This is a genomic window from Mycobacterium sp. NGS33 (assembly GCF_059812885.1).
Window position 1 is genome coordinate 129,571 of the sequence record NZ_JCALDN010000006.1, and the last position, 25,128, is coordinate 154,698.

At 67.7% G+C, this 25,128-nt stretch carries 31 protein-coding genes; 14 read left to right on the forward strand and 17 right to left on the reverse strand.

The annotated features are described in order from the left end of the window. The first annotated feature begins 11 nt into the window (after nucleotides 1-11). Genes manT through mmpH form a run of 3 tightly spaced genes read left to right on the forward strand, consistent with a single transcriptional unit; the run spans nucleotide 12 to nucleotide 3,077 of the window. Nucleotides 12-1,262, forward strand: coding sequence for an MMP alpha-(1->4)-mannosyltransferase (gene manT / locus AC5Y5B_RS13685; RefSeq protein WP_500005600.1), 1,251 nt, complete (start codon nucleotides 12-14; stop codon nucleotides 1,260-1,262). After that, nucleotides 1,256-2,014 carry a class I SAM-dependent methyltransferase gene (locus AC5Y5B_RS13690; protein ID WP_500005601.1) on the forward strand — a complete coding sequence of 253 codons (759 nt, stop codon included), beginning with the start codon at nucleotides 1,256-1,258 and terminating at the stop codon, nucleotides 2,012-2,014. Before manT ends, AC5Y5B_RS13690 begins: the two co-directional genes overlap by 7 nt. Next, nucleotides 2,001-3,077, forward strand: a complete 1,077-nt coding sequence (mmpH, locus tag AC5Y5B_RS13695; protein WP_500005602.1) for an MMP endo-(1,4)-3-O-methyl-alpha-D-mannosidase — start codon at nucleotides 2,001-2,003, stop codon at nucleotides 3,075-3,077. Before AC5Y5B_RS13690 ends, mmpH begins: the two co-directional genes overlap by 14 nt. A 12-nt stretch (nucleotides 3,078-3,089) precedes the next feature. Here the strand turns inward: mmpH and AC5Y5B_RS13700 are convergent, their stop codons facing one another. Further along, on the reverse strand, nucleotides 3,090-3,752 hold the full coding sequence (locus AC5Y5B_RS13700) for a class I SAM-dependent methyltransferase (RefSeq protein ID WP_112631501.1): 663 nt from the start codon (nucleotides 3,750-3,752) through the stop codon (nucleotides 3,090-3,092). A gap of 119 nt (nucleotides 3,753-3,871) precedes the next feature. Here AC5Y5B_RS13700 and AC5Y5B_RS13705 point away from each other — a divergent pair, with 119 nt between their 5' ends. The 3 genes from AC5Y5B_RS13705 to AC5Y5B_RS13715 all read left to right on the forward strand — a co-directional run bounded on the left by AC5Y5B_RS13705 (nucleotide 3,872) and on the right by AC5Y5B_RS13715 (nucleotide 6,147). Next, on the forward strand, nucleotides 3,872-4,570 hold the full coding sequence (locus AC5Y5B_RS13705) for a cutinase family protein (RefSeq protein ID WP_205869012.1): 699 nt from the start codon (nucleotides 3,872-3,874) through the stop codon (nucleotides 4,568-4,570). 154 nt (nucleotides 4,571-4,724) lie between these two features. Further along, nucleotides 4,725-5,411 (forward strand): TetR/AcrR family transcriptional regulator, encoded by a 687-nt coding sequence (locus AC5Y5B_RS13710; RefSeq protein WP_500005603.1) that lies wholly within the window; start codon nucleotides 4,725-4,727, stop codon nucleotides 5,409-5,411. A 94-nt stretch (nucleotides 5,412-5,505) separates the two neighbouring features. Beyond that, a complete protein-coding gene (locus AC5Y5B_RS13715; RefSeq protein WP_500005604.1) occupies nucleotides 5,506-6,147 on the forward strand; it encodes a carboxymuconolactone decarboxylase family protein in 642 nt (213 codons plus the stop codon). Between the two features lie 45 nt (nucleotides 6,148-6,192). On the opposite strand, the gene AC5Y5B_RS13720 is transcribed toward AC5Y5B_RS13715, so the two are convergent. Together AC5Y5B_RS13720 and AC5Y5B_RS13725 are read right to left on the reverse strand one after the other, a co-directional pair. Beyond that, complete coding sequence (locus tag AC5Y5B_RS13720) at nucleotides 6,193-6,648, reverse strand: hypothetical protein (protein ID WP_500005605.1); 456 nt, start codon at nucleotides 6,646-6,648, stop codon at nucleotides 6,193-6,195. 181 nt (nucleotides 6,649-6,829) lie between these two features. Continuing rightward, on the reverse strand, nucleotides 6,830-7,033 hold the full coding sequence (locus tag AC5Y5B_RS13725) for a hypothetical protein (RefSeq protein WP_133259216.1): 204 nt from the start codon (nucleotides 7,031-7,033) through the stop codon (nucleotides 6,830-6,832). Nucleotides 7,034-7,290: 257 nt separating this feature from the next. Between AC5Y5B_RS13725 and AC5Y5B_RS13730 the strand changes: the two genes are divergently transcribed. Then, a complete protein-coding gene (locus AC5Y5B_RS13730) occupies nucleotides 7,291-8,139 on the forward strand; it encodes a glycoside hydrolase family 16 protein (protein ID WP_500005606.1) in 849 nt (282 codons plus the stop codon). A gap of 10 nt (nucleotides 8,140-8,149) precedes the next feature. Here the strand turns inward: AC5Y5B_RS13730 and AC5Y5B_RS13735 are convergent, their stop codons facing one another. Beyond that, nucleotides 8,150-8,992: a class I SAM-dependent methyltransferase gene (locus tag AC5Y5B_RS13735; RefSeq protein WP_500005607.1), complete on the reverse strand. Its 843-nt coding sequence runs from the start codon at nucleotides 8,990-8,992 to the stop codon at nucleotides 8,150-8,152. Between the two features lie 30 nt (nucleotides 8,993-9,022). Then, entirely contained in the window at nucleotides 9,023-9,709 is a 687-nt protein-coding gene (locus AC5Y5B_RS13740) for a hypothetical protein (protein WP_500005608.1), read from the reverse strand. Nucleotides 9,710-9,875: 166 nt separating this feature from the next. Between AC5Y5B_RS13740 and AC5Y5B_RS13745 the strand changes: the two genes are divergently transcribed. Next, nucleotides 9,876-10,130: a hypothetical protein gene (locus AC5Y5B_RS13745; protein ID WP_500005609.1), complete on the forward strand. Its 255-nt coding sequence runs from the start codon at nucleotides 9,876-9,878 to the stop codon at nucleotides 10,128-10,130. A gap of 83 nt (nucleotides 10,131-10,213) precedes the next feature. Here AC5Y5B_RS13745 and AC5Y5B_RS13750 read toward each other — a convergent pair whose 3' ends face one another. From AC5Y5B_RS13750 to AC5Y5B_RS13770, 5 genes are all read right to left on the reverse strand, one after another. Then, nucleotides 10,214-11,668 carry an aldehyde dehydrogenase family protein gene (locus AC5Y5B_RS13750; RefSeq protein ID WP_112631517.1) on the reverse strand — a complete coding sequence of 485 codons (1,455 nt, stop codon included), beginning with the start codon at nucleotides 11,666-11,668 and terminating at the stop codon, nucleotides 10,214-10,216. Nucleotides 11,669-11,781: 113 nt separating this feature from the next. Then, nucleotides 11,782-12,192, reverse strand: coding sequence for a VOC family protein (locus AC5Y5B_RS13755; protein ID WP_500005610.1), 411 nt, complete (start codon nucleotides 12,190-12,192; stop codon nucleotides 11,782-11,784). A 4-nt stretch (nucleotides 12,193-12,196) separates the two neighbouring features. Continuing rightward, nucleotides 12,197-12,649, reverse strand: coding sequence for a helix-turn-helix transcriptional regulator (locus AC5Y5B_RS13760; protein ID WP_112631520.1), 453 nt, complete (start codon nucleotides 12,647-12,649; stop codon nucleotides 12,197-12,199). A 114-nt stretch (nucleotides 12,650-12,763) separates the two neighbouring features. Beyond that, a complete protein-coding gene (locus tag AC5Y5B_RS13765; protein ID WP_500005611.1) occupies nucleotides 12,764-13,666 on the reverse strand; it encodes an NAD-dependent epimerase/dehydratase family protein in 903 nt (300 codons plus the stop codon). An 81-nt stretch (nucleotides 13,667-13,747) separates the two neighbouring features. Continuing rightward, complete coding sequence (locus AC5Y5B_RS13770) at nucleotides 13,748-14,932, reverse strand: acyl-CoA dehydrogenase family protein (RefSeq protein ID WP_112631522.1); 1,185 nt, start codon at nucleotides 14,930-14,932, stop codon at nucleotides 13,748-13,750. A 77-nt stretch (nucleotides 14,933-15,009) separates the two neighbouring features. On the opposite strand from AC5Y5B_RS13770, the gene AC5Y5B_RS13775 reads away from it, so the two are divergent. Together AC5Y5B_RS13775 and AC5Y5B_RS13780 are read left to right on the forward strand one after the other, a co-directional pair. Continuing rightward, nucleotides 15,010-15,390: an NYN domain-containing protein gene (locus AC5Y5B_RS13775; RefSeq protein WP_500005612.1), complete on the forward strand. Its 381-nt coding sequence runs from the start codon at nucleotides 15,010-15,012 to the stop codon at nucleotides 15,388-15,390. After that, the gene (locus AC5Y5B_RS13780) at nucleotides 15,387-16,355 is read left to right on the forward strand and encodes an NAD(P)H-dependent flavin oxidoreductase (protein ID WP_112631524.1); all 969 of its coding nucleotides are present in this window, start codon (nucleotides 15,387-15,389) and stop codon (nucleotides 16,353-16,355) included. Before AC5Y5B_RS13775 ends, AC5Y5B_RS13780 begins: the two co-directional genes overlap by 4 nt. A gap of 17 nt (nucleotides 16,356-16,372) precedes the next feature. Here AC5Y5B_RS13780 and tpx read toward each other — a convergent pair whose 3' ends face one another. Further along, nucleotides 16,373-16,867 (reverse strand): thiol peroxidase, encoded by a 495-nt coding sequence (gene tpx / locus AC5Y5B_RS13785; protein ID WP_112631525.1) that lies wholly within the window; start codon nucleotides 16,865-16,867, stop codon nucleotides 16,373-16,375. A 110-nt stretch (nucleotides 16,868-16,977) separates the two neighbouring features. Between tpx and AC5Y5B_RS13790 the strand changes: the two genes are divergently transcribed. Together AC5Y5B_RS13790 and AC5Y5B_RS13795 are read left to right on the forward strand one after the other, a co-directional pair. After that, the gene (locus AC5Y5B_RS13790; RefSeq protein WP_112631526.1) at nucleotides 16,978-17,928 is read left to right on the forward strand and encodes a GlxA family transcriptional regulator; all 951 of its coding nucleotides are present in this window, start codon (nucleotides 16,978-16,980) and stop codon (nucleotides 17,926-17,928) included. Nucleotides 17,929-17,947: 19 nt separating this feature from the next. Beyond that, complete coding sequence (locus AC5Y5B_RS13795; protein WP_112631527.1) at nucleotides 17,948-18,715, forward strand: DJ-1/PfpI family protein; 768 nt, start codon at nucleotides 17,948-17,950, stop codon at nucleotides 18,713-18,715. Between the two features lie 33 nt (nucleotides 18,716-18,748). Here AC5Y5B_RS13795 and AC5Y5B_RS13800 read toward each other — a convergent pair whose 3' ends face one another. Next, nucleotides 18,749-19,225: a nuclear transport factor 2 family protein gene (locus AC5Y5B_RS13800; protein ID WP_500005613.1), complete on the reverse strand. Its 477-nt coding sequence runs from the start codon at nucleotides 19,223-19,225 to the stop codon at nucleotides 18,749-18,751. A 59-nt stretch (nucleotides 19,226-19,284) separates the two neighbouring features. Between AC5Y5B_RS13800 and AC5Y5B_RS13805 the strand changes: the two genes are divergently transcribed. Beyond that, nucleotides 19,285-20,064 (forward strand): SDR family oxidoreductase, encoded by a 780-nt coding sequence (locus AC5Y5B_RS13805; protein WP_112631529.1) that lies wholly within the window; start codon nucleotides 19,285-19,287, stop codon nucleotides 20,062-20,064. A gap of 1 nt (nucleotide 20,065) precedes the next feature. Here AC5Y5B_RS13805 and AC5Y5B_RS13810 read toward each other — a convergent pair whose 3' ends face one another. From AC5Y5B_RS13810 to AC5Y5B_RS13820, 3 genes are read right to left on the reverse strand one after another with little or no spacing between them, the layout of a single operon-like run. After that, nucleotides 20,066-20,833, reverse strand: coding sequence for a YqjF family protein (locus AC5Y5B_RS13810; RefSeq protein WP_500005614.1), 768 nt, complete (start codon nucleotides 20,831-20,833; stop codon nucleotides 20,066-20,068). A gap of 13 nt (nucleotides 20,834-20,846) precedes the next feature. Continuing rightward, complete coding sequence (locus AC5Y5B_RS13815; RefSeq protein WP_112631531.1) at nucleotides 20,847-21,524, reverse strand: hypothetical protein; 678 nt, start codon at nucleotides 21,522-21,524, stop codon at nucleotides 20,847-20,849. 37 nt (nucleotides 21,525-21,561) lie between these two features. Next, nucleotides 21,562-22,794, reverse strand: coding sequence for a serine hydrolase domain-containing protein (locus AC5Y5B_RS13820; protein WP_112631532.1), 1,233 nt, complete (start codon nucleotides 22,792-22,794; stop codon nucleotides 21,562-21,564). A gap of 188 nt (nucleotides 22,795-22,982) precedes the next feature. Here AC5Y5B_RS13820 and AC5Y5B_RS13825 point away from each other — a divergent pair, with 188 nt between their 5' ends. Further along, nucleotides 22,983-23,450, forward strand: coding sequence for an SRPBCC family protein (locus AC5Y5B_RS13825; RefSeq protein WP_112631533.1), 468 nt, complete (start codon nucleotides 22,983-22,985; stop codon nucleotides 23,448-23,450). 58 nt (nucleotides 23,451-23,508) lie between these two features. Here AC5Y5B_RS13825 and AC5Y5B_RS13830 read toward each other — a convergent pair whose 3' ends face one another. Then, nucleotides 23,509-23,886 (reverse strand): hypothetical protein, encoded by a 378-nt coding sequence (locus tag AC5Y5B_RS13830; protein ID WP_133259217.1) that lies wholly within the window; start codon nucleotides 23,884-23,886, stop codon nucleotides 23,509-23,511. A 78-nt stretch (nucleotides 23,887-23,964) separates the two neighbouring features. Next, nucleotides 23,965-25,128 (reverse strand): LLM class flavin-dependent oxidoreductase, encoded by a 1,164-nt coding sequence (locus AC5Y5B_RS13835; RefSeq protein WP_112631535.1) that lies wholly within the window; start codon nucleotides 25,126-25,128, stop codon nucleotides 23,965-23,967.

Genomic DNA, 25,128 nt, shown 5'->3' on the forward strand with positions numbered 1-25,128 from the left:
AAGAGTTGAGTATGCGAATTGCCCTGCTGTCCTACCGTAGTAAGACCCATTGCGGCGGACAGGGCGTCTACGTGCGCCATCTCAGCCACGGTCTGGTGGAACTCGGTCACCACGTCGAGGTGTTCTCCGGCCAGCCGTATCCCGACCTGCTCGATCCGCGGGTCCGGCTCACCGAAGTGCCCAGCCTCGACCTCTACCGGGAACCCGACCCGTTCCGGGTACCGCGGCCCAGCGAGATTCGCGACTCGATTGACGTCAGGGAATTGCTCACCACGTGGACAGCGGGCTTTCCCGAACCGCGGACGTTCACGATGCGGGCCGCGCGGCTACTCGCCCAGCGCACAGCCGATTTCGACGTCGTCCATGACAACCAGAGCCTGGGCACCGGCCTGCTGCGCATCGCCGAGGCGGGACTTCCGGTGGTGGCCACCGTGCACCACCCGATCACCCGCGACCGGGTGCTGGATCTGGCCGCCGCGCGGTGGTGGCGAAAACCGTTGGTGCGCCGTTGGTATGGGTTCTTGGACATGCAGCAGGAGGTCGCCCGCCACATCCCCGACCTGTTGACGGTCTCGTCGTCGTCGGCCTCCGACATCGTCGCCGACTTCGGCGTCGCGCCGGAACAGCTTCACGTCGTGCCGCTGGGCGTGAACACCGAGCTGTTCAAACCGGGATCCGGTCCCCGCGAGCCCGGCCGCATCATCGCGATCGCCAGCGCCGATACCCCGCTCAAGGGCGTCCGCACCCTGCTGCAGGCGGTCGCCCGGCTGCGCACCGTGCGCGATCTCGAACTGCGGTTGGTTGCCAAGGTCGAACCTAACGGCCCGACGCACAAACTCATCGCCGAACTCGGGATCTCCGACATCGTGCACATCACCAGCGGACTGTCGGACGCCGAGCTGGCCGCGCTGTTCGCCTCCGCGGAGGTCGCCTGCATTCCGTCGCTCTACGAAGGCTTTTCGCTGCCCGCCGTGGAAGCCATGGCCAGCGGGACCCCGATCGTCGCCAGCCGCGTCGGTGCCCTGCCGGAAGTCCTTGGGACCGATGGTGCGTGCGCCGAACTGGTGCCGCCCGCCGACGTGGATGCCCTGACCCACGCGCTCGGGGAGCTCCTGGACTCGCCGGAAAAGCGCCGCAGCCTCGGCAAGGCGGGACGAACCCGCGCCGTCAACGTCTTCAGCTGGGAAGCCGTGGCAGCCCAGACCGTTCGGGTCTACGAGCGGGCGATCGCCCGCAACGCGCAGAGCGGAGCGCCATGCTGACAGTCGATTTCGACCGGCTCGGGATCGGGCCGTCGAGCAAGGTCATCGACGTGGGATGCGGAGCCGGCCGGCACGCGTTCGAAGCGTATCGCCGCGGCGCCGACGTCGTCGCCTTCGACCGCGCCGAAGCCGAATTACGTTCGGTGGACACGATTCTGCGCGCGATGGCCGAGACCGGCGAGGCGCCGGTCGGTGCGTCGGCGAAGGTGGTCGTCGGCGACGCGCTGAGGTTGCCCTACGCCGACGAGACATTCGACTGCGTCATCGCGTCGGAGATCCTTGAGCACATCCCTCACGACGACGTGGCGATCGCCGAGCTGATCAGGGTGCTCAAAGCCGGTGGCACGCTGGCGGTCAGCGTGCCACGGTGGCTACCCGAACGGGTGTGCTGGTTGTTGTCCGACGAATACCACGCCAACGAGGGCGGCCACGTCCGCATCTACCGGGCCAGCGAATTGCGCGGCAAGATCGCCGGCGGCGGGATGGAATTGACCCATACCCATCACGCCCACGCGTTGCACTCCCCCTTCTGGTGGCTCAAATGCGCGGTGGGCGTGCAGAACACCGACCACCGCGCCGTCACCGCCTACCACAAGCTCCTGGTGTGGGACCTGATGCAGCGGCCCAAGATCACCCAGCTGGCGGAGTCGCTGCTCAATCCGCTAGTGGGCAAAAGCGTCGCGATGTACTTCGTGAAGCCGCAGGAGGCGAAAACCCAGCCGACTGAAGGATATTCAGTTGCATCGGTCTAATCCGCCCGCCGTCGCGGGGGTGTTGACTCCCGAGCAATGCCGGCAGACCGCGCTGTCCATCGCCGCCACACAGGAATCAACGGGCGCCATCCCCTGGTTCGAGGGCGGGCACACCGATCCGTGGGACCACATCGAGTGTGCGATGGCATTGACCTCCGCCGGGCTGCTGGAGCCGGCGCGGGCCGCCTTCGACTGGTGCCGGCGCACCCAACGCCCCGATGGCTCCTGGCCCATTCAGTTCCGGGCGGGGGTGGTCGAAGACGCCAACAGCGATAGCAATTTCTGTGCCTACATCGGCGCCGGGGTGTGGCACCACGTGCTGGTCACCGGCGACGAGTCGTTCGCGGCCCAGATGTGGCCGGTGGTGCACAAAGCGATCGACTTCGTCATCGACATGCAGGTGGGCTACGGCGAGATCGGTTGGGCCCGAAGCGAAGCCGGTGTACTGCCGGAGGCCCTGCTGACCGGGTGCTCGAGCATTTTCCACAGCATCCGCTGTGCGCTTGCCCTGGCCGCGTTGGTCGACGATCCCCAGCCGGAGTGGGAACTGGCACTCGGCCGCCTGGGGCACGCCATCTCCGCGCATCCCGAGGCGTTCACGGAAAAGGACCGCTACTCGATGGACTGGTACTACCCCATCCTGGGTAGCGCCTTGCGTGGTCCGGCGGCGGCGGCACGCATCAAGCAGCGTTGGGACGCCTTCGTGGTCGACGGCCTGGGCATCCGGTGCGTCGGCGATCGGCCCTGGGTGACGGGCGCCGAAACGTGCGAGCTGGTGATGGCGCTGGATGCCATCGGGCAGCGTTCGGCCGCCCACCGGCAGTTCGCCGCGATGCAGCACCTGCGCGAAGACGACGGATCCTATTGGACGGGCTTGGTTTTCGCGGACGGAAAACGGTGGCCAGAGGAGCGCACCACCTGGACGGGCGCGGCGATGATCTTGGCGGCGGACGCGCTGTCGAACACCACCGCCGGCGCGGGCATCTTCCGCGGCGACGCGCTGCCGGTGGGTCTGCAGACCGACTTCGACTGCGAATGCGTCGTCACCGGCCCGGGCCGGTAACCCGAATTCCCGCTAGACCGGCTCCCCCGGCTGGCCGCTGACGCGTTCGAGCAGCCGCAACGATCCGGTGGCCGACACCTCCCGGAACTGTCCGGAATCGATTGCGCGGCAATAGATGTAGTAGGGAGGCCGCCCGCCGTCCTTCGGGTCGGGGAACACGTCGTGAATGACCAGCGCCCCGCCGGGGGCGACCCACCTGGCCCAGCCGTCGAAGTCCTGGTTTGCGGCGGCTTCGCTGTGGCCGCCGTCGATGAACAAGAACTGCAGCGGCGCCCGCCACGCCCGCGCCACCAGCGGCGACTTCCCGACGATCGCGACGACGTGGTCATCGAGCTGGGCGGTGTCGAGCGCGCGACGAAACGCCGGCAGGGTGTCGAACAAGCCCGTCACCTCGTCCACCATCGACGCGTCGTGATACTCCCACCCGGGCTGGTGCTCCTCGGACCCGTGGTGGTGGTCGACCGTGTAGAGGACGCTGCCCGTCTGTTGGGCGGCCGCGCCCAACAGCAGCGTGGATTTGCCGCAGTAGGTGCCGATCTCGACGCCCAGCCCGCCGCCGAGATACCGGAGCGCGGCGTCGTAGAGCGCGCGGCCCTCGTCGGCCGGCATGAAACCCTGTACCTGCTCGGCCAGCGCGAACAAGCGCTCGGGCGCACTGGCCTCGACGTGACTCATCAGCTGAACCTATCGCCTCGATCGACGCCGCCGACACCGTGGTCGATGTTCGCGCTCAGCGATCACCGGGGCTCTCTTCGACGCCTGCCCAGCGGCCAGAACGGCTTCGCTTTACCATCATGGGCGTGCGCGCCTTGCTTATCCGAAAATTTGCTGGTGTCTGGGTGGCCGCGGTCATGGCCGCGGCCGCCGTGTTGCTGCCCGCCACGGCGCTTCCGCCCGGGGCCCCGGGCGCGGCGCCACCGGCGGCGGCCGCGAACTGCCCACCGGTACAGGTCGTGTTCGCCCGGGGACGTAACGAAGCGGCGGGTCCGGGCGTGCTGGGCAACGCGTTCATCAGCGCTCTGCGCTCCAAGGTGAACAGGACCGTGGGCGTCTACGCCGTGCAGTATCCCGCCGACACCGAGGTCGCCCAGGGCGCCAACGACATGAGCCACCACATCCAGGACATGGTCAACAACTGCCCCGACACCCGGCTGGTGCTGGGCGGCTATTCGCTGGGCGCGGCGGTCACCGACGTCGTGCTGGCGGCCCCGATCGGCGCGTTCGGGTTCGACAGCCCGCTGCCACCGGGCGTCGATCAGCACGTCGCCGCCGTCGCCCTGTTCGGCAACGGCAGCCAATGGGTGGGTCCGATCACGAATTTCAATCCCACCTACAACGACCGGACCATCGAGTTGTGCCACGGCGCCGACCCCATCTGCAACCCGGCCGACCCGAACACCTGGAAGGAAAACTGGCCACAGCATCTCGCCGGGGCCTACATCGACGCCGGCATGGCCAACCAAGCCGCCGACTTCGTCGCGAGCAAGCTCTAACCGGCCTCGGCGACGGAGCCCTAACCCCAGGCCGTACCAACAACGCGCCGGCATGGCATGCCTAACGGCAGGTTGTGGGTTACAAAGCTGACCAGTCGAGTCACCATGAGCGGCCGCGTAGAGAGACGGCTTAATGCTCAGGTCAGGTCGCTCAATGGCGTATTTTGGCAACACCACCACTCGCGGAGGGGGGCCAACGATTCCAGCCGTACGTCAGCAGAGCGACAACGCGCGGCGCCGCCGTGAGCGGCGAAACGCCGACCGCCATGCATCGAACGAGCGGTGGCAAACCATCCTGAAAGGCGCCGCGGCGGTGTTCCGTCGTGAGGGGTTCGCCAGGACGAGGCTCGAAGACATCGCCGTCGAAGTGGGCATCAATCGCGCCTCGCTCTACTACTACGTGGGCACCAAAGAAGAATTGCTGCTCGCCCTCATCGAGGCACCGGCGTACGAAATGACCAGGCATTGCCGCGAAGCGCTCGAGTCGGTCGCCGCGCCCGAGGAGAAGTTGCGTCGCGCCCTGGCGTCCTACATCGAGGACCTGGTCGCCCATCCCGAGCTTTTCGTGCTGTTCGGTGAAAGTCAGCACATCGCAACGATTGCGGGGGCGCAAGGCATCGTCAGCAACGCGGAGAGCTACGGCAAGACACTCCTGGCGATCATCGAAGAAGGCGTGACGGGCGGTGTCTTTCGCTCGGACCTGGACCCGCGGCTGGTGATGCTCGGCATTCTTGGCATGTACAACTGGATCCACCGTTGGTATGTCCCCGGCGGACGCAACTCGCTGACCGAAATCGGCGGCACTTTCGCCGCGATGGTGCTCTCAGGCCTGCGCCCCTGAGCTGCCGCGAACTGTGGTGCCGCAGCGGCAGAACCTACGATCGGAAGCAATCCGCAGTCTTGCGAGATTGTGCCGCCAGCCGAGAGGAGGCGCAATGCCGCGCCTGAAGCCGATCCCGCGGGCCGAAGTCAGCGACGACTTCACGCTGAAGATGTACAACTTCATGTTCGGCGATCGAGATCCGGTGGCCGAGCCGGGAACTGTCGGTGGAACCCCCGGCAACTGGTGGACCGTGATGGCGCAGTCCCCCGCCGTCCTGCGCCATGCCGTGCGTGGCTTTCGCCTTTACCGCGAAGAGGTCTCCATCCGGGCCGACCACCGCGAATTGGGCCAGATCCGGGCGGGCTGGGTGGTGGGAAGCCAGTTCGTCTTCTCGCAGCACTGCAAGGCGTGCCGGTCGGCGGGATTGTCCGAGGAGAAGATCGCGGCCATACCGTCATGGGAGACCGCCGAGTGTTTCGATCACACCGAGCGGCTGTTGCTGGCCTACGCGGATTGCCTTGCGGGCCAACAGGGTCGCGTACCCGAGCGGTTATTCACCCAGTTGCGGGAGATCTTCACCGACACCGAGATCCTCGAATTCACCTATACGACCACCATGTACGTGATGCACGCGATCATGTCCCGGGCATTGCGGCTGGAATTCGACGATGTCGACGACCCGATCGTCGAGGTTGACGACCCAGCGGGCGGCGGTGTGCTCGACATCGGTGCCGCGACGTCCGGGCGTGACTGACATAAGCGAGATTGTCCGACCGAACGCCACCGGGGCGTTAGCGCGTTACGCGGGTTCGCGACGTCGATCGGCAGGCGCGTCGATGGCCTCGCCGCGTCTGACGTGCAGACCCACAGAGCCGAGGATCAGCCCCATCCCGATCTCACCGACGGCGGTGAGCCAGGAGAACCAGGTGACGTTGATCCGCGGTCCCGACGTGAAGCTGTCTTGAAAGGCCGGCAGGAATGTCGGCAGCACGTGTGCGTAGACGAACACGACCGCGCTGCCGAACCCGACGATGATTGCGGCCCGGGGCGCCCACGGGTGATTACGCAAAACCAGCACCACCGCAAGGATCACGAACAATCCCTGAATCGTTCCGCCGACCATGACCGACGGCGGCGACGCCGACATCCCCCGCCGAAAATGATCGGCCGCGTGGAGCGCAAACGCGGCCGCGAAACCGATCATCGCCGCGGTGACCGAACGGTGCGCTGTTACCGAATCCCAGTCGTTGGACATTGGCTTCTCCCGACTAACGGCTACTACGCACAGTAGTAGCCCTGGAGGCGCAAGTAAATACCCTCAACCAAAAGTCGAGGGCTGGGTGAGGGCTGGGTGATAAGCCCCTTTAATTCGAAAGTTCCGCGATACCTTTTCGGACCCGGATGGGCGTCGGGGTCACCACAATTCGTGGCGAAATTCAGGCTGGAGTGTTGCCGCTCGAGTAGAGCTTGAAGTTGCGGACCAGCGGAACGACCGGGTTGCCCGCCGCGGCGCGCTGGCGGGCGCGAAATGAGGGGTGGCGGCGCATTGCTTCATTGCGTTCACGTTCGCGACGCTGAGCGGCGGCCCACGCAGGATGGGACTGAAGGAAAATAACCGTGCCTTCTGGTGTATTCGCCACGATCGTCACTCCTCTCAGTACCACCCGCAAAAGCTACAACAGTGTGGTTATCGGATCGTGATTCCAGAATGCCCGCCGAATCCTGAGACCAAACCATCCGCCAAGATGAGAATTGGCCATGAATTTGCGAGCGTAATCCGTTGCCACTGCCGTGCTGTCGTCCACGCTGGTCCGACCGCAATCAGGATGATAGCGACGGGCACCGACAGAATTCCGTTTCAACCCCGTACCCGGTTGGCTGCTAGGGTCCCTTGCTTATGCCGGAGATGGACCGCCGCCGCATGATTTTGACCACCGGGGTCGGGGTGCTGGCAGCCACGCTGCCCGCCTCGAAGGCCTGGGCGTACCCGCCCCGCCAGGGCGAGCCCGCCGGCCGAATACCGCCGCCCGCCGCGCCGAGCGGCCAATCCGGGAACTACATCTTCTCGGACGAATTCGATGGTCCGGCGGGCTCGGCCCCCGACGCGTCGAAATGGGCGGTGGCCAAAGCCCGCGAGACGATCAAGGACCCGACCTATTGGGAGCTGCCCGAGCACATCGGGCAGTACCGCGACGACCGCCGCAACGTGTTCGTGGACGGCAATTCCAACCTGGTGCTGCGCGCCGCCAAGGATGGGCCCACCTACTACAGCGGCAAGGTGCAGAGCCTGTGGCGCGGCGGCGTCGGCCACACCTGGGAAGCCCGGATCAAACTGAACTGCCTGACCCCGGGCGCCTGGCCCGCGTACTGGCTCGGCAATGACGATCAGGGCGAGATCGACGTCATGGAGTGGTACGGCAACGGCAAGTGGCCCTCGGCGACCACCGTCCATGCCAAGGCCAACGGCGGCGAATGGAAGACCCACAACATCGCGGTGGACAGCGCCTGGCACACCTGGCGCACCCAGTGGGACGCCTCAGGCATCCGCTTCTGGAAGGACTACACCGACGGCGCCGCGCCCTACTTCGACGTGCCGGCGAGCTCGCTGCCCGACTGGCCGTTCAACGGGGCCGGATACACGGTCTATCCGGTGTTCAACCTCGCGGTCGCCGGTTCGGGGGGCGAAGACCCGGGCCCGGGCAGTTATCCCGCCGACATGCTCGTCGACTGGATCAGGGTCTGGTAGGCGGCTCGCCTCAATGCGTCAGCAGCGCGACCGCGGTCGTGGGCCTGCCGCCCGGGCGGCGCAAATCCGTCCGCTGCCAGGTCAGCGGGCGTATCCATAGCGGTAGGCGGTGGAACCGTTTCGCGGCCACCAGCAACGATTCCGCTTCGACGGCTCGCCAGCCCAGGTCTTCGAAAAAGGCCAGCCCGTTTTCGGGCGCGAACCTGAAGGGTGCGTTTTCCGAAATCCCGGCGACGTTCTTGTTGATCCGCTCCCTGAGGCCGGGAAAGGCGAAATCGATCATCCACCAGGCGACCTCGGGTCGCTTGATCGCCCCCGACAGCGCAGCGACGTCGGAGGCTTCCAGATACATCGACAGCCCCTCGGTCAGCACGAAGGCCTTCGTCGCGCCGGCCAGCGCTTCGTTGAAGAAGGCGTCTCGGGCCGGCGGGTCGGCGAGGTCGACCGCTATGCCGTTGAGCCGGCAGCGCGGCGTCTGATCGGCCAGCAGCTGCGTCTTTTCGGCGAGCAGCTTGGGTAGATCGGCCTCAACCCAGGTGAGGTCGGGCGGGAGGTCCAAGCGATAGGGCCGGGTGTCCAGGCCGGCGGCCAGATTCAGGACGCGGTCACAGCCGTGCGCGAGCGCGTCGGCGATGGCGTCATCGATGAGCTTGGTCCGCGTGACCAACCACCAACCGCTGCGGTCCGCCCACCGAACGTGGTCGACGATCGCGCGGCCCTGCTCGCCCGCGAGGCGTTCGGCCAGCGGGTCACAAAACAGCGCATCGGGGCGGGCCGATTCGGTTGCCCGGTGCAGCGCCGTCCACCGGGCGGTATCGGAGACATGGGTGATCGTGTGCCCTGGACCAGACATACGTTGCGTTATAGCAGCACCGGCGCCGTGCTATTGGCCCGCCCTGCCTCCCGCGAACCACGCGGCGGTCACGGCTCGGGTCGCGGGCGGTGGCAGGACGGCGTCCGGCGCGCCGAGGCGACCGACTTTGACGGTCCACGCCGCCGACGAGCGATCGATGCAGGATCCGGCGCCCTGGCTGGGCAGCCACAACACGGCGAGATCACTGCCCGCGCCGCCGCATCCGTAGACGCCGACGTACCCGTCGGCGCGCCCACCCCACGCGCCACCGTTGCGCAGCAGGCAGCGGGTGCCGTCGTCGAGGGTCAGGGCGAACGGGTCCGGGTCGGCGGTCGCGTGCACCGGCGGAAGGTTGCCGTCGAACGTCACCCGGTGCATCTGCATGTCCCACGGATTGTCCACGCACAGAAGCGATCCCGGCGTAGACGGCCAGCACGTGCCGGCTCCGGCCGCGCTCGGCGAACAGTAGTACACGTTGTCGGCCGCCGCCGACGGCGACGGCTGCGAACACTCGCTCGCCTGCCCGACGGTGCCCGGTCCGGACGCCACGTGGTAGCCGTTGATCGCTTCGCCGCCGGGCCCGACGGCCATCACCGTGATCGACTGGGTGGCCGGCGGATCCGCGGCCGCCGGACCGGCCGCCAATGTCGACGCCGTTGGCGGCACGGCGAGCGCGGCGACGGCGAAGACCCGGACCATGCAGCGCATCACGTTCATCGAGCCAACCCTCCTCAGGCCCCCTTCTGCAGGGTAGGACGCCCCTGCATTCGTCGGGCCGGTTTGGGCGGTGACGCGTGATTGGGATCGGTAGACGCCGGGCGCGGCTGTACTTGCTGCCATGACGCCGCCAAGGAGGCGGCGCCCCAGGAAAGGAAGACAGCAAATGAACATCGTGCCGAGCAGCATCCAAGAGCAGATCAACCGCGTCGATCGGCAGCGCAGCCTGTACATCGGGATCAGCACCGGCCTGCTTGCGATCTGGAGCGTTTACCGACTGATCTGGATGCTCTACCTCGGAATGACTTTCGGCTGGTTCTTCGGCGCGATGGCTTTCCAGGTGGTGTTGTGGGGCGTGATCGGCACGGCCGCCGCGGTGGCCTCCATCGGATTCCTCACCCGCTACAACAAGGGATCTTGACTCGTCTGACGGCCGTCGGAGAAGTCCCGGACCTGACGAGGGCCCGGGACTTTCGTTGTGCCGCAACGGTTTAGGGCAACGGGTTAGAGCTGAGCCCAGACCGACTTCGTCTTCAGGTAGATCTCGAGGCCCTCTTTGCCGAACTCGTGACCCCAGCCGGACTGCTTGTAGCCGCCGAACGGCACATCGTGGTCGAACACCAACTGGCAGTTGACCTGAACGCTGCCGGCCTGCAGTCGCCGCATGATCCGGTGGGCCCGACCGAGGTTCTCCGTCCATGCGGTGGCCGCCAGGCCGTAGGTGGTGTCGTTGGCCAACGCCACGGCCTCGTCTTCGTCGTCGAACGGCAGGATGGTTACCACCGGACCGAAGATCTCCTGCTGGTAGAGCCGCATGCTGGTGTCGACGTTGGTGAGCACCGTCGGGTGGACGAAGTAGCCCTTGCGGTCCAACCGGTGGCCCCCGGTGACCACCTCGACACCGTCCTTCTTGCCTTCGTCGATGAAGCCCATGACGCGGTTCAGCTGCTTCTGGCTGATCAGCGGCCCGCTGACGCAGCCCTCCTCGCTGGGGGCGCCCAACTTGAACGAATTCGCCATCATCGCAATGCCTTCCACGACCCGGTCGTAGACACCGCGCTGGGCGAAGATGCGCGACCCGCACACGCAGCCCTGGCCGGAGTGCACGAAGATGCCCAGCGACGCCATCATGATGGCGTTGTCCAGGTTGGCGTCGTCGAAGATCAGCACCGGCGATTTCCCACCTAGTTCCAGCGTGACCTTCTTCAGGTTGCCGGCCGAGGCCCGCACGATCTCCTTGCCGACCTCGGTCGAGCCGGTGAAGGCCACCTTCTGGACGTCGGGGTGCGCGGTGATCGCGGCGCCGGCGGTGTGGCCGTATCCGGTCAGCAGGTTGACCACACCCTCGGGCACGCCGGCCTCGTGGATCAGCCGGTCCAACAGCAGGGCCGACAGCGGAGTCTCCTCGGCCGGCTTGACCAGCAGGCTGCCGCCCGCGGCCAGGGCCGGCGCCAGCTTCGCGCTGGCGTTGAAGATGGGGCCGTTCCACGGGAAGATCAGGCCCACAACGCTGTACGGCTCTTTGAGGGTGTAGGCGTGCATGTTGACGTAGTTGTCCGTCGCGATGCCGTCGGTTTTCACGTCGTAGGCGACGCCGTTGATCTTCGAACACCAACCGGCGTAATAGCGGAAGAACTCCGAGCAGGTCGACATCTGCAATTGGGCCTGCAGCAGCGGCATGCCGGTGTTGAGCGAGTCCAGTTGGGCGAACTCCTCGGCGTGCTCGTCGATCAGCTCCCCGATGCGCCACAAGATCTTGGCGCGCTCGCGGCCGGGAAGCTCCGCCCAGACCCCCGACTCGAAGGTCTCCTTCGCCTTCGCCGCGGCGTCGTTGACCGCTTCCTGCCCGCAATCGGTGAATTCGGTGATCGTCTCCTCGGTCGCGGGATCGATAACCGCGATGACGTCACCCGCGCCGGGGCGCTTGCGAAGGTCGTCCAATACCGCCTGCACCGTCATCTGATCCCTTTCGCCCTGCCAGTCGTGGCGCCCCGGCGCCCCATGCGCTCGAGTGCTGAGCACTTGCTTAGCATTGTGCACTCGGCTGGTCAAGCATCCGCAGCCGGGTGGGCTCAGCGCGATTGTTGGATGCGGATGAGATTTCCCGCGGGATCGCGGACGGCGCAGTCGCGCAGCCCGTACGGCTGGTCGGTGGGTTCTTGGACGATGTCGACGTCGCAGGACTGCAGCCGTTCGAAGGTGCCGTCGAGGTCCTTGGTGGCCAGCAGCAGTGTGGCGTAGCTGCCCTTGGCCATCATCTCGGCGATGGTGCGGCGCTCGTCGTCGGTGAGACCCGGGTTGGCCGCGGGCGGGTTCGAGACGATGGACGTGTCCGGCTGGTTCGGCGGACCGACCGTGATCCATCGCATCGTGCCCTTGCCGACGTCGAGCCGAACTTCGAACCCGAGGACGTCGCGATAGAAGGCCAGCGATGACTCCGGATCCGCATGGGGAAGGAAACTCGAGTGAATGGTGATGGTCATGCGGTCAGGTTAGGTGCGGTCCGATGGCGGCCGCTTCTCGATTCCTGATCGGTCTCGCCACCTGCTTGACCAAGCACGGCGGCATGCCCGCCAGCGCGTCAGCCGACCGACGGCGATAGGCGCTGGGCGGCACACCGACCAATTCGGTAAATCGGGTGCTGAAGGTGCCTAACGACGAGCAACCGACTGCGAAGCAGACCTCGGTGACGCTCAGGTCGCCCCGGCGCAGCAGCGCCATCGCCCGCTCGATGCGCCGCGTCATCAGGTAGGAATACGGCGATTCGCCGTAGGCGCGCCGGAATTCGCGGCTGAGGTGGCCGGCGGACATGTGCACCCCGCGCGCGAGCGCCTCGACGTCCAACGGCTGCCTGTAGTCCCTGTCGATGCGGTCACGAACGCGGCGCAACAGGACCAGGGTGCGCAGGCGCTGCGCCGCGGCCTCCGGTGTGCTGGTCACCCAGGTGATGTTGCCACCCCGACCGGCCAGCCGTCCAAGGGCGCTCCCCCCGCGCCCCGCTCAGTGCGGGGCCGGGCTTGATTCGCGGGGGCAATACCGTTGCCCCGCAACCGGTTAGACGCCGATCAGCTCCGGGTGGAACTTGGCCGCCATGCGACGCAATCCGTCGCGCCAGTCGACCGAGGTGCCGCCGATGAGCTCGTGCATGCGGTCGATGGTGGTGGGATTGCCGCGTAACGCTTGGTCGCTCGGCTCGAAGACCGGTTCGGCGCCGACGAGTGATCCGAGGTAGCCGCACCACTCCTGCAAGCTGACGGTCTGCTCCCCGCACCAGTTGACCGTGGTCGCCGGGACCGACGCGACCTCGAGCAGTTTGGGGATGGTGGCGATGATGTCGTCCTCGTGAATCGGGTTGTAGCGCGCGGGTTCACCGGGTGGGACGGGAATCGGGATGCCGCCCAGCATCATCTCCATGTGGTAGAACGGCCAACCGCCGTTGTCGCCGTAGGGAACGTTGAGCCGCGCGATCGTGGTGGGCAGGCCGAGAACACGGGCCGTCGAGCGGGCCACCACTTCGCCGGCGATCTTGGAAATGGAATACGTGGGAAAGAGCGGTTTGTGGTTGTCGCCCAGGGCGGACCGCTCGCTGCGCGGCTCGTCGCCCGGCGGGTCGTATACGGCCGCCGACGAGCAGTGCAGGAAGGCCTTCGCGTTGCGGCAGTGGGCCATCAGCAGGCCGACCGATTCCGCGTTGGCCGCAAGGTCTTTGTCCCAGCTTCCGCTCTTGGCCACCGCCAGGTTGAGGACATAATCGAAATCGGTTGGCAGGCCGGTGAAGTCGCCAGCCGCCAGATCCACTTTCTCGCAACGGATCCCGGCCTTCTCGAGGCCTTCGCGCGCCGCGGGGTCGGTGAAACGGGCGATCCCCCAGACCTCGTTGTCGCCGGCAAGCGCCCGGGCGAGGGGGGTGGCGATTTGACCGGTCGGACCGGTGATCAGGATTTTTGCACCGCGCATGCGCGCAATGGTAGCGAAGGCATGATTGCCCGTCCGTCAATCGGTCAACGTTGGCGAGCCCGTCGCGCAGGCGCCGGCGGCCTACAGCCCGGGCTGGTCTTCGATGATGCCCAGCCAGATCTGGGCGACGTCGATGGCGACCTTCTCGCTGATGAACGCGTGCTGCGTCCCGGTGTAGATGTCGCGGAAGGCGCGCTCCAACCGGCTGCCCTCGCGGATCGAGCTGGTGCCGGCGACCAGGTGGGCCCATTCGGCGCAGCCGCGGGCGATGTCGGTGGCGTAGACGGCGGCAACCCGCATGTCGGCCCGAAGCGCCGGAGTCAGTTCCTGCCCCGCCGCCACGGCCGCCTCCGCGGTGGTGAACGCGTCGAGCACCAACAGCCGCGCCGCGCGCCAGGCCGCGCGGTGATGCGCCAGGCCCTTCTGGAAGGTGGGGCGGCTGGCCAGCGACGCCATGTCACTCATCCGGAACTTCGTCGCGGCCAGCTCTTGGACATCGTCGAGCATGCTCTTTGCCACGCCCAGCGCCCACGACGCGTGCCCGGCCGCGGTCACCGGCATCAGCCCCATGCGGGTGGCCGGGGACGTCCCGCGATAGGGCTGCCGCACGAACAGTTCGAACGTGCGGCTCTCGGGCACGAATACCTCTGAAGCGCTGTAGTCGTAGGAACCGGTTCCCTTCAGCCCCTGCACGAACCAGCCGTCGTTGAAGCTGATCTCGTCCCGCGGAATGACGGCGACGCGCATCTCGGGGAAACCCTCACTGATCCAGCGCATCTCGCCGTCGTCCATCGGCAGGAAGCCGGCGGCAACGTATTCGGCGTGACCGACGCCCGAACCGAAGTTCCACGCGCCACTCACCCGGTAGCCACCGTCGACGGCGGCGCCCTGCCCATTGGGAAAGAATTGGCCGCCCAGGGTGACTCGGTTGTCGTGCGCGGTGAACACCTCGGCGAAGCCGTCGTCGGGCAGGTATGCCGCCGCGGCGAACGACGACGGCAGATTGGCGATCCCCACCCAGCCGAATGACCCGTCCTGCCAAGCCATTTCGATCCAGGTTTCGATCATCTCGGCGAACGACGGCTCGACGCCACCGGCCGCGACCGGGTTGAACGCCGACATCAGCCCACTGGCCCACATCTCATCCACGATCGCCGGGGTCAGCGTGCGCAGCCGCTCGGATGCGGCGGCTTCGGACTGCACCAGCTCCCGCATACCGCGGGCCAGCGCCACAACCCGGTCTTGCGTGTCGGCGATCGAGGTCATGAGGGTGACCGTATCAACCGCTCCGGGCATTGCGAACGAAAATCACCCGTCGCGACACGTCGTTTACGGTGTGGGTTGTGCGCTGGATTGTCGACGGCATGAATGTGATCGGAAGCCGTCCCGATGGCTGGTGGAAGGACCGCGACGGTGCGATGGTCACGTTGGTGGACAAGCTGGATCGATGGGCGTCGAGCCAAGGAGAAACGGTGACCGTGGTTTTTGAGCGACCGCCGTCGACGGCCCTCACGTCATCGGTGATCGAGATAGCGCACGCGCCGACGGCCGCGGCGAATTCGGCCGACGACGAGATCGTCGCGCTGGTCGCGGCCGACGCTGCGCCGCACGACATTCGCGTGGTGACCTCCGACCGAGCGCTGACCGACCGGGTGCGAAGCCTGGGTGCATCCGTCCACCGGTCGGAAAGCTTCCGCGACCTCGTCGATCCGCGGGACCGATGACCACCGGCGTCCCCGGTCCACCAACCAACCGCGTCTGCGCGCTCGCGCGCATCGACATCCCGATCATCCAGGCGCCCATGACCTATATCGCCGGGGCCCAACTTGCCGCGGCGGTGTCGAACGCCGGTGCGCTGGGAATCATCGAGACCACCTCGGATCAGGGACGAGCCGACCTGCGGCGGGTGCGAGAGTTGACCGCCGGTGCCGTCGGCGCGAACATCGCGCTGCTGTTCAACCGTGATCCTGCGATGCTGGACTTGCTTGTCGCCAACGACATTCGATTCGTGACCACCTCCGCCGGCAGCCCATCGATTTTCACCGAACGCCTGCACGACGCGGGCATCACGGTGTTCCACGTGGTGGGCACCCTGGCCGCGGCCAAGAAGGCCGTCGACGCCGGCGTCGACGGGCTCGTGGTCGAAGGCGTCGAAGGGGGCGGTTTCAAGAACCGGTTCGGCGCGTCGACCATGGTGCTGCTGCCGCTGGTGGCCGCCCACGTCGACGTCCCGATCGTCGCGGCCGGCGGGATCTGCGACGCGCGGTCCATGGCGGCCGCCTTCGTGCTGGGCGCCGAGGCGGTGCAGATGGGCACCCGGCTGCTCGCCTCCGCGGAATCGCCGGTGCACGGCAACCTCAAGCAAGCGGTCGTCGACGCCGACGAAACCGGCACGGTCCTGCTGCCCCTCGACGGCAACCGGATGATGCGCGTCATCCGGACGCCCGCCGCGGAGCGGCTCGACGCGGCGACGTCCGCCGAGGCGGGCGCCGCCGCGCTACAACGCGTGCAGCGGCTCTACTTCGACGGCGACCTAGACGCGAGCGTCGCCAACACCGGCCAGGTGGCCGGACGCATCCAGGACCTGCCCCCGGCCGCCGACATCATCACCCAGATGTGGCGTGGCTGCCGCGAAGTGCTGGCGGCCACCGCGCAGCGAGTGGGCCGGGCCGAACTCGACCAGGCCTGACGCGCGGCGGGCTAAGATCAGCCCGCGGCCGCCAGAGCCGCGTCGTAGTTGGGCTCCTGCGCGATCTCGGGCACCAGCTCGGTGTAGGCGACGTTGCCGTCGGCCCCGACCACCACGATGGCGCGGGCGAGCAATCCGGCCATCGGGCCGTCGGTGATGGTGACGCCGTAGTCCTCACCAAAGCTGTCCCGGAACGCCGACGCGGTCTTGACGTTCTCGATGCCCTCGGCGCCACAGAACCGCGCCTGCGCGAACGGCAGGTCCTTCGAGACGTTCACCACCGTCGCCCCGCCGCCGGCGGCGCGCTCGTTGAAGGTCCGCACGCTCGTCGCGCACACCGGCGTGTCGATGGACGGAAAGATGTTGAGCACCAAGGGCTTACCGTCGAATTGCTCGCTGCTGACCGCGGCCAGATCGCCGCCGACCAGACTGAAGGCCGGGGCTTTTGATCCGACGGCAGGCAGCTCGCCGACAGTGTTGATCGGGTTTCCACGCAACGTTATCTGTGCCATGGGCAACAGTCTGCCAAGGCCGCCGCGGCCGTCATGGGGCAGGTCCCGTGTCCTAATTCGTGGGGTACATGGCGTAGACGACATGCCCCCGCGTGTCCAACACTGAATCCATGCCTCGCAAGGTGGTGATCGCCGGTTTCCCCGGTGTGCAGGCGCTCGATGTGGTGGGTCCCTACGACGTGTTCACCGGCGCGTCGTTGTTGACCGGCGGCGGCTACGACGTCGCCTTTGCCTCGGTCGGCGGCCAACCCATCGCGACGGCGACCGGGCTGGCCTTCGTGACGACCCCGCTGCCGGACCCGGCCGACCCGATCGACACGGTGGTGCTGCCCGGCGGCGCGGGCGTGGAGGCGGCCCGCTCCGATGGCGAGCTCGTCGCCTGGGTCAAGACCGTCTCCGGTCATGCCCGCCGCATGGTGACGGTCTGCACCGGCGCGTTTCTCGCGGCCGAGGCGGGGCTGCTGGACGGGCAACGGGTGACCACGCACTGGGCGTTCGCCGAGCGGCTGGCGGCCGAATTCCCCGCCATCGAGGTCAATGCCGACCCGATCTTCGTGCGGAGCTCGGAGACGGTGTGGACCGCCGCGGGCGTCACCGCGGGCATCGACCTGGCGCTGGCGCTGATCGAGGACGACCATGGCACCGAGATCGCGCAGACGGTCGCCCGCTGGCTGGTGCTGTATCTGCGCCGACCGGGCGGGCAGACCCAGTTCGCGGCGCCGGTGTGGATGCCGAGGGCCCGACGGGATTCGATTCGCGAGGTGCAGGAGAGGATCGAGGCGGAGCCGGGCGGCCCGCACAGCATCGATGACCTGGCCCGCCGCGCCGCGATGAGCCCGCGCCACTTCACCCGGGTGTTCACCGCCGAAATCGGTGAGGCGCCCGGCCAATACGTCGAACGCATCCGCACCGAAGCCGCGCGCCGGCAGTTGGAGGAGACCGACGACACCGTCGTCGCCATCGCCGCCCGGTGTGGCTTCGGCACCGCGGAAACCATGCGGCGCAATTTCCTTCGCCGCGTGGGCATTTCGCCCGACCAATACCGCAAGGCTTTCGCCTGACACCGAAAGGACGACACCGATGACCCAGATCGCCATCGTGGCCTACCCCGGATTCACCGCGCTCGACATGATCGGGCCGTACGAGGTGCTGCGCAACCTGCCCGGCGCCGAGGTGCGCTTCGTGTGGCACGAGGCGGGACCGATCACCGCCGACTCCGGGGTGCTGGTCATCGGCGCCACCCACTCGCTGTCCGAAACGCCCTCCCCCGACGTCATTCTCGTTCCCGGCGGTCCGTCGACTCCCGTGCACGCCCGCGACGACGCGTTGCTCGACTGGCTGCGCCGGGCCCATGGCGGCGCGAGCTGGACGACGTCGGTGTGCTCAGGGTCGGTGATCTTGGCGGCCGCGGGGCTGCTCGACGGCCGGCGGGCGACGTCGCATTGGCTGACGGTCCCCGCGCTCAAGGCATTCGGCGCGGTTCCCGTGGCCGACGAGCGAATCGTGCACTCCGACGACATCGTCACCAGTGCGGGCGTGTCCGCCGGGCTCGACCTCGCGTTGTGGCTGGCCGGACAGATCGCCGGCGAATCCCGCGCGAAGGCGATCCAGCTCGCGCTCGAGTACGACCCGCAGCCCCCGTTCGATTCGGGCCACATGTCGAAGGCGTCGGCGACCACGAAGGCGGCCGCGACGGCGCTGCTGTCCAAGGACAGCGTGAAGCCCGCCAACGTGAAGGCCACCACCCTGCTCGCCTGGGATCAGGCGCTGGGCAAGGTCCGGGCGCGGCGGCGCAGGCGGTCGGATTCCCACGCCGAGCGCGCGATTCACGACGCGACACGCCGCTGATGCGTCGCGGACCGCACGCTCGGCGGTAGGGCGTCAGGTGCTGGGCTGCAGGATCTCGGTGGTGGCGAGCTGGCCGCCCGCCTGCATCCAGGCCGCGACGACGCCGGGAGCGTCCCGGTCGGGGTTGTAGATGTCTTCCTCGCTGGAGAACAGCCCGTCTCCGGCGTAGACCAGGCGGGTCCAGTTGGGGAACCAGAACGGTTCGCCGTTCGGATCGGTCGGGTGGTCGAGCAGGTTCTTGATCATGACGACGATGGCGTCGTTGTCCTCGTCGTAAGCGATCCAGTCGCTGGGAAAGCGCATGTGCGGGAACGGCGCCATCACCGCGACGATCCAGTCGCGGACCGCCTCGCGTCCGTGGAAGACGCCGTAGTGATGCTCGGTGTAGACGACGTCCTCGGTGAACAGGTCCGCGAACGGCCGCCAGTCGCCCGAGGCGCTGCACCCTTCGACGACCCGTGTGTAGTTCTCGACGGCTGCATCGATTTCTGCCCTGGTGAAGTTGCCCATAGCGGACACACTAGAACGTGTTTCGGTTTTCGGGTCGCTCGTATGAATGGGGAGATCGAATGAACGTGTTGGAGTTGTTCAGCCTGCGCGGCAAGCGGGCGGTGGTGACCGGGGCGTCCAGCGGGATCGGCAGGAAAGTCGCGCAGGCCTACGTGCAGGCCGGCGCCCACGTGGCCATCGCGGCCCGGCATCTCGATGCGTTGCACGACGTCGCCGACGAGCTCGCGGCGGACGCCGGCGATGTCCAGGGCGAGATCGTGCCGATCCGATGCGACGTGACCCAACCCGACCAGGTGACCAGCATGGTGGACCAGGTGACCGCCGAGCTGGGCGGCATCGACGTCGCGGTGTGCAACGCCGGCATCATCGCGGTCGTTCCGATGCTGGAGATGTCGCCGGAGGAATTTCAGCGGATCCAGGACACCAACGTGACCGGGGTCTTCCTCACCGCGCAGGCGGCGGCCCGGGCGATGGTCACGCAAGGCAGCGGCGGCGTCATCATCAACACCGCGTCCATGTCGGGCAGCATCATCAACGTTCCGCAGCAGGTCGGCCACTACTGTGCCGCCAAGGCGGCCGTCATCCACCTGACCAAGGCCATGGCCGTCGAGTTCGCTCCGCACAACATCCGGGTGAACAGCGTCAGCCCCGGCTACATCCTCACCGAGCTCGTCGAGCCGTTAACCGAGTATCACCGCCAGTGGGAGCCGAAAATCCCGCTCGGCCGCATCGGGCGGCCCGAGGAACTCGTCGGCCTCTACGTCTATCTGGCCGCCGAGGCGTCCAGCTACATGACCGGTTCGGACGTCGTGATCGACGGAGGCTACACCTGTCCGTAGCTCAACGGACCAGCTGCCGGCGGCCGAAACGCGTTCGCACACCGCAGGAATACAGCGCGCGTAACCGATCGCCGACCGGCCGCACCCCGCTGGCCTTCACCAGCTCGCTGTCCAGCCCGACAACCTCCGCGGCGCGAAACGGCCAGGGTCCGTGTTCATTTGGCACCCACCACGTCCGGCCGGCCGTGCGTGCGCCCCACCGGGCGGTGAGCCAGATTTCCAGCGGCGTCGGTTCGACCGCGTCGCCGACGGCGATCTCGATGCGGCTGTACACGCCGCGCCGGGGCCATCGGCGGACACTGTCGTACCCGATGCGTCCGTCGTGGCGCCGCAGCCGCATCCTGGCCCAGGTGTAGGGGACACCGAGGCCGAGGCGGGTGACGGGAACGACGGCCAATCGCGCCGTTTCGAGCGACAGAAACAGCACGCCGTGGTGACCTGCGTCATCGATCGAATAAAGCCGGACGTTGGTCTCCAGAAAACTCCCGAAATATGGGAGCGGAAGTGCACCAACAACTTTGGTACTTCTCATGGCGAACGGGATCAGCCCGACGTAGGTCATCCCGTCGGCGAACACGTCGGGACGGGTGCCGGGCGGGTACATCGTCTCGACGCTTTCGGGACGCACCGGCCAATGGATGAAGGTCACATCGCGCCAGTGCTGGTCGAACGTCACCGGGCCGGCAAGCGGTGGCGGCGTGCGCGGGAACCCCTCGAGGCCTGGTGGCTCGTTCGGTTGGGCGGCCGGCGGCCCGGGTGTCGCGGTCATCCGATCGCCGGCCCTATCGCTCGAGCTCGCCGGAGATCCCGCGCTCGAGGTTGGCCTGCGTCGCCGACGGCAGCACCAGCAGGCCGTCGAGTTCGCTGCGGGCCACGTCGTAGGCGCGCTGACGTTCGTTGGGCGCCGCCCCGGGATCGGCCGCGACCCGTAACAGGCTCTGCGCCCGCGCAATTCGCTGCTGATCCGCCCGGGAGAAATCGGTGCGGCGACGGCGGATCGCTTCGGACTCGGCGGCGTCGAACGCGGTGACGTAGTCCTCGACGGCGGCCATGTATCGCGCGGCGCCTTCGCGGTCGTCGAGCAGGTCCTCGGCCTTGACGGGGCGCAGGAAGTCGGCCCGCAGCTTGGCTTTGTGGAACGCGATCGTGTTTGCGTCGCGCATGTCGGTCATCAGGGGGTAGTCCAGGAGCTTGGCGACGTCGAGTTCGTACTCCAGCCAGCGCGCGTCCGTGCGGCCGTGCTCATCGAGAACGCGGCGGATCGAGCGCCACTGGGCCGCCTGATTCACGCCCGCCCGATCGGCGGTGGCCGTGCCGGGTGCCGGTGGTGGACCGATTTCCCGCGACCGCTCGTCGGCGCGCCGGCGGTAGGCGCCGAATGCGCGCACCGCGGCGATGATCGCGCCGGTCAGCGGCAGGATCAAGATCAGCAGCTCCGCCAACCGGAATATCAGGCCCACCTGGCCAGGATGCCACTCGCGACGGCCGTTGTTGGCGTCAACTCTGCGGACGCACCCCCAGCACGTCGCGAAACAATGCCTGCCGCAACGCGAGTTCACGCGGGTCGCTCCACAGGTGAAACCCGAGCCGGTTCATGACATAGGCGAACCCGACGCCGGTGTCGGGGTCGGCGCACCCGAATGATCCCCCAAAGCCCGGCGTGCCGAACGCCCGATCCGACGAGCCGAACGTGAACTGCCGCACGGGCTTACAGAAACCCAGGGAATACGCCACGTCGATGTGCATCACCTTGTCGCGCACGCCGCGGCTCGGCGGAACCGCGGGCGCCGTCAGCGCCTCGAGGACGTCTTGGCGCAGCTGCACCTCGGCGCCCCCGCACACCGCGCTGCCATACATCCGCGCCACCGACCGGGCGGTACCGATGCCGTTGGCCGACGGGATCTCGACCGCCCGGACGTCGTCGCGGTTGTAGTCGCCGTCGAACGGGTTGACGCCGCGCGGGACCGCGATGGTGCGGGCCGTCAGGCCAACCGGATTCAGCGACGCGCCCACGAATCCTGCGGGCATGACGCCCAGATGCAGCATCGTTTCCGCGCGCGCCCAATTGTGAATATGGGCGACCCGAGCGCGGTCGACCGAGGCGGGCAGGCCGATGTGCAGGTCGAGTCCCGCCGGCGCGGCGATCTCGTCGGCCAGAAACCGGCCCAGGGTGCGCCCGGCCGGATCGGTCCGGCGGATCAACTCGGACTCGTACCAGCCCAGCGTGATCGCGTGATAGCCGTGCCGGGTGCCCGGCCGCCACGCCGGCACCTGGGCCGCCAGGATCGGCGACAACCGTTGCGGATCGGCCACGTCGGCCAGCGTCGGCTTCGGCTTGAGCGCGCAGACTCCGGCCTGATGGGCCAGAAGTTGGCGGACCGTGACGTCCCCCTTGCCTGCCCGCGCGAATTCCGGCCAGTAATCGGCGACCCTGGCGTCATAGGAAATGAGTCCGCGCGAGGCCGCCACCGCCACGACCAGGGCGGCGACGCCTTTGGTCGTGGAGAACATGTTCACCATCGTGTCGGCCTGCCACGGATCCTTGGTCAGCCCGTTGCGGTAGCCACCCCACAGGTCGACCACCTTGACGCCGTCGCGGTAGACGGCGACGGCCGCGCCGACCTCGGCGCCGTCGCGAAGGGTCGCCCGGAACGCGTCGGCCACCTTGCCGTAGCCGGCCTCCACGTCGCCGCCGATCAGATCGGGCGACACCCGCAATTTCAGAACCATCTCCCACCTTTCGAGTGGAGACTAGCCAGTGGCGTTCGCGCGCAGGCCCTTTTACGGGTCGTCGGGTCAGCGGACGCCCAAGGTGCGCGGCGCAGCGCCGAACCCAATCCCGCTATAGCGCGGGACGGGCGGTAGCCTACCGGCGAGCGGCGTCCAGGGCCGTCCGTTTGCTACCACCAGGAGTCGTCATGCCGGGCCGCAACTATTCCTTCGAAGTCACTCGCACCAGCAGCGCGCCCCCCGCGACGGTGTTCCGGCTGGTGGCCGACGGCGCGAACTGGTCGCAGTGGGCCAAGCCGATCGTGGTGCACTCGAGCTGGGCGCGCCAGGGCGACCCCGCCCCGGGTGGCATCGGAGCTATACGCAAGGTGGGCATGTGGCCCGTCTACGTGCAGGAGGAAACCGTCGCCTACGAGCCGGACCGGCGCCACGCCTACAAGCTGGTGGGCCCGCGCACCCCGGCGCAGGATTACGCCGGCGAGGTGGTCCTGACGCCGAATGCGGCGGGCGGCACCGACATCCGCTGGACGGGTTCGTTCACCGAAGGCGTTCGCGGGACGGGTCCGCTGATGCGCGCGGCCATGGGTGGAGCGGTCCGGTTCTTCGCGGGCCGGCTGGTGAAGGCGGCCGAACGGGAATCCCGCGCCGGGCGCTGACCTTGTCGCAGAACGCGTGACGGCCGCGCGAAGCGGCCGCCACGCTGCCATTCACGAATTACGGTTCGTTGAACTGGTTTTCGTACGTTTGTTGCTGCTGCATGTCCTGATTGAACTGCTGCTGGGCCTGCTCGTTTTGCTGTTCGGCCTGTTGCATGGACTGCTGCAGCTGCTGCTGGTCGAGCTGCTCCTGCAGCCGGGACTGATCGTCGTCATCGGCCGCGAAACCGCCGCCGGTCAGGCCGGGCGGCGCCTCGGGCGCAACGGCCAGGTCCGTCCGGCTCGCCAAAGCCCATCCCGGCGCGCCCCCGGGTGTGGCGACGCGAGCGGCGTCGTACAGCGCGAGTATGGCCAGGGTCGCGGCGATCCCGACAACGAGGCGCAGCACGCCGCGGCGTCCGCCGGTCGTCGTGGGGTGGGGCCTGTCGCTGCTCATCCTCCAGGTATGCGCCGCGTCCTTAGCCGCCCACTGGGTCCCGGCTGTCGGCCCGATATGAAGCCGCGCAACGAGGCGCTATTTCGCCTCGACCTCGTCTTCATACTTCTTGGTCATGTGCGCGACGGCGTCCAGCTGCGACTGCGCCAGGTTCTCGCGGGCCTGACCGGCGCGCGCGGCGGCGTCCAGCGTCGGCTGCGCCTGGCCCTGGAAGTGGGGCATGACCTCGGCGGCGAACAACTCGGCGGACCGCCGGGTGGCGGCGGGGTTCGCCCACTCGTGACCCATCTGCAGCATGCAGCCGAACCCGCCGGACTGATCCCAGAGCCGCTGCACCTGTTCGCGCGCCCGCTCGGGGGTGCCGATCACGCCCGCGCCATTGTCGTTGATGACGTCGATCATCTCGTCGAGCTGTTCCCCGGGCATCGTCATCTGAGGGAACGCGGCCACCTTCTGGAAGTACCGGAACCACGGCTCGATGCCGAACTTGACCTCTTCGCGCGCCTGCTTCTCGGTTTCGGCGAGGTGGAACAAACCGACCAGGCTCCAGTTTCTGCGGTCGACCTGGGTGCCGAAGGCCGCGGCGCGCTCCTCGACGATGCCCCAGTGGTAGGACAGCGCGTTGAAACCCTCGACGGTCAGCGTCGCCCCGATGGACAGCAGGCCGATGCCGTGCTTGCCGGCCAACCGCGCGCCCGTGGGCGAGGCGACAGCCGCGACGGACAGCGGGATCCCGCCGTCGGAGTAGGGGGCCAGCTGCAGCTTGGCGTCGAAGAGCTGATGGGTGGCGGTCTTGGCGCTGACGGTCTCGCCCGCCAGCAGCCGCACGACGATGTCGAGATTGGTTTCCAGCAGCTCGCGGGTGTCGGTCGGGGTGAGCCCGATCATCGACGAGTCGCTGGGCAGTGAGCCCGGGCCCACGCCGCCGATGATGCGGCCGTGCGTGAGGTGATCTAGCAGCATCAGCCGGTCGGCGACCCACAACGGATTGTGGTACGACAGCGAGATGACGCCCGTGCCGAACCGGATGCGCTTCGCGCGTTCGGCGGCGGCGGCGATGAAAATCTCTGGGGAACTGATGATCTCGCTACCCGCCGAGTGGTGTTCGCCCAACCAGACCTCGTCGAAACCCAGGGCATCGAGATGCTCGACGAACGCGAGATCGCGTTGCAAGGCCAGCGTCGGATTGGTGCCCGCGCGGTGGAATGGGGCGATGAAGTATCCGAACCGCAGCTTCGACAT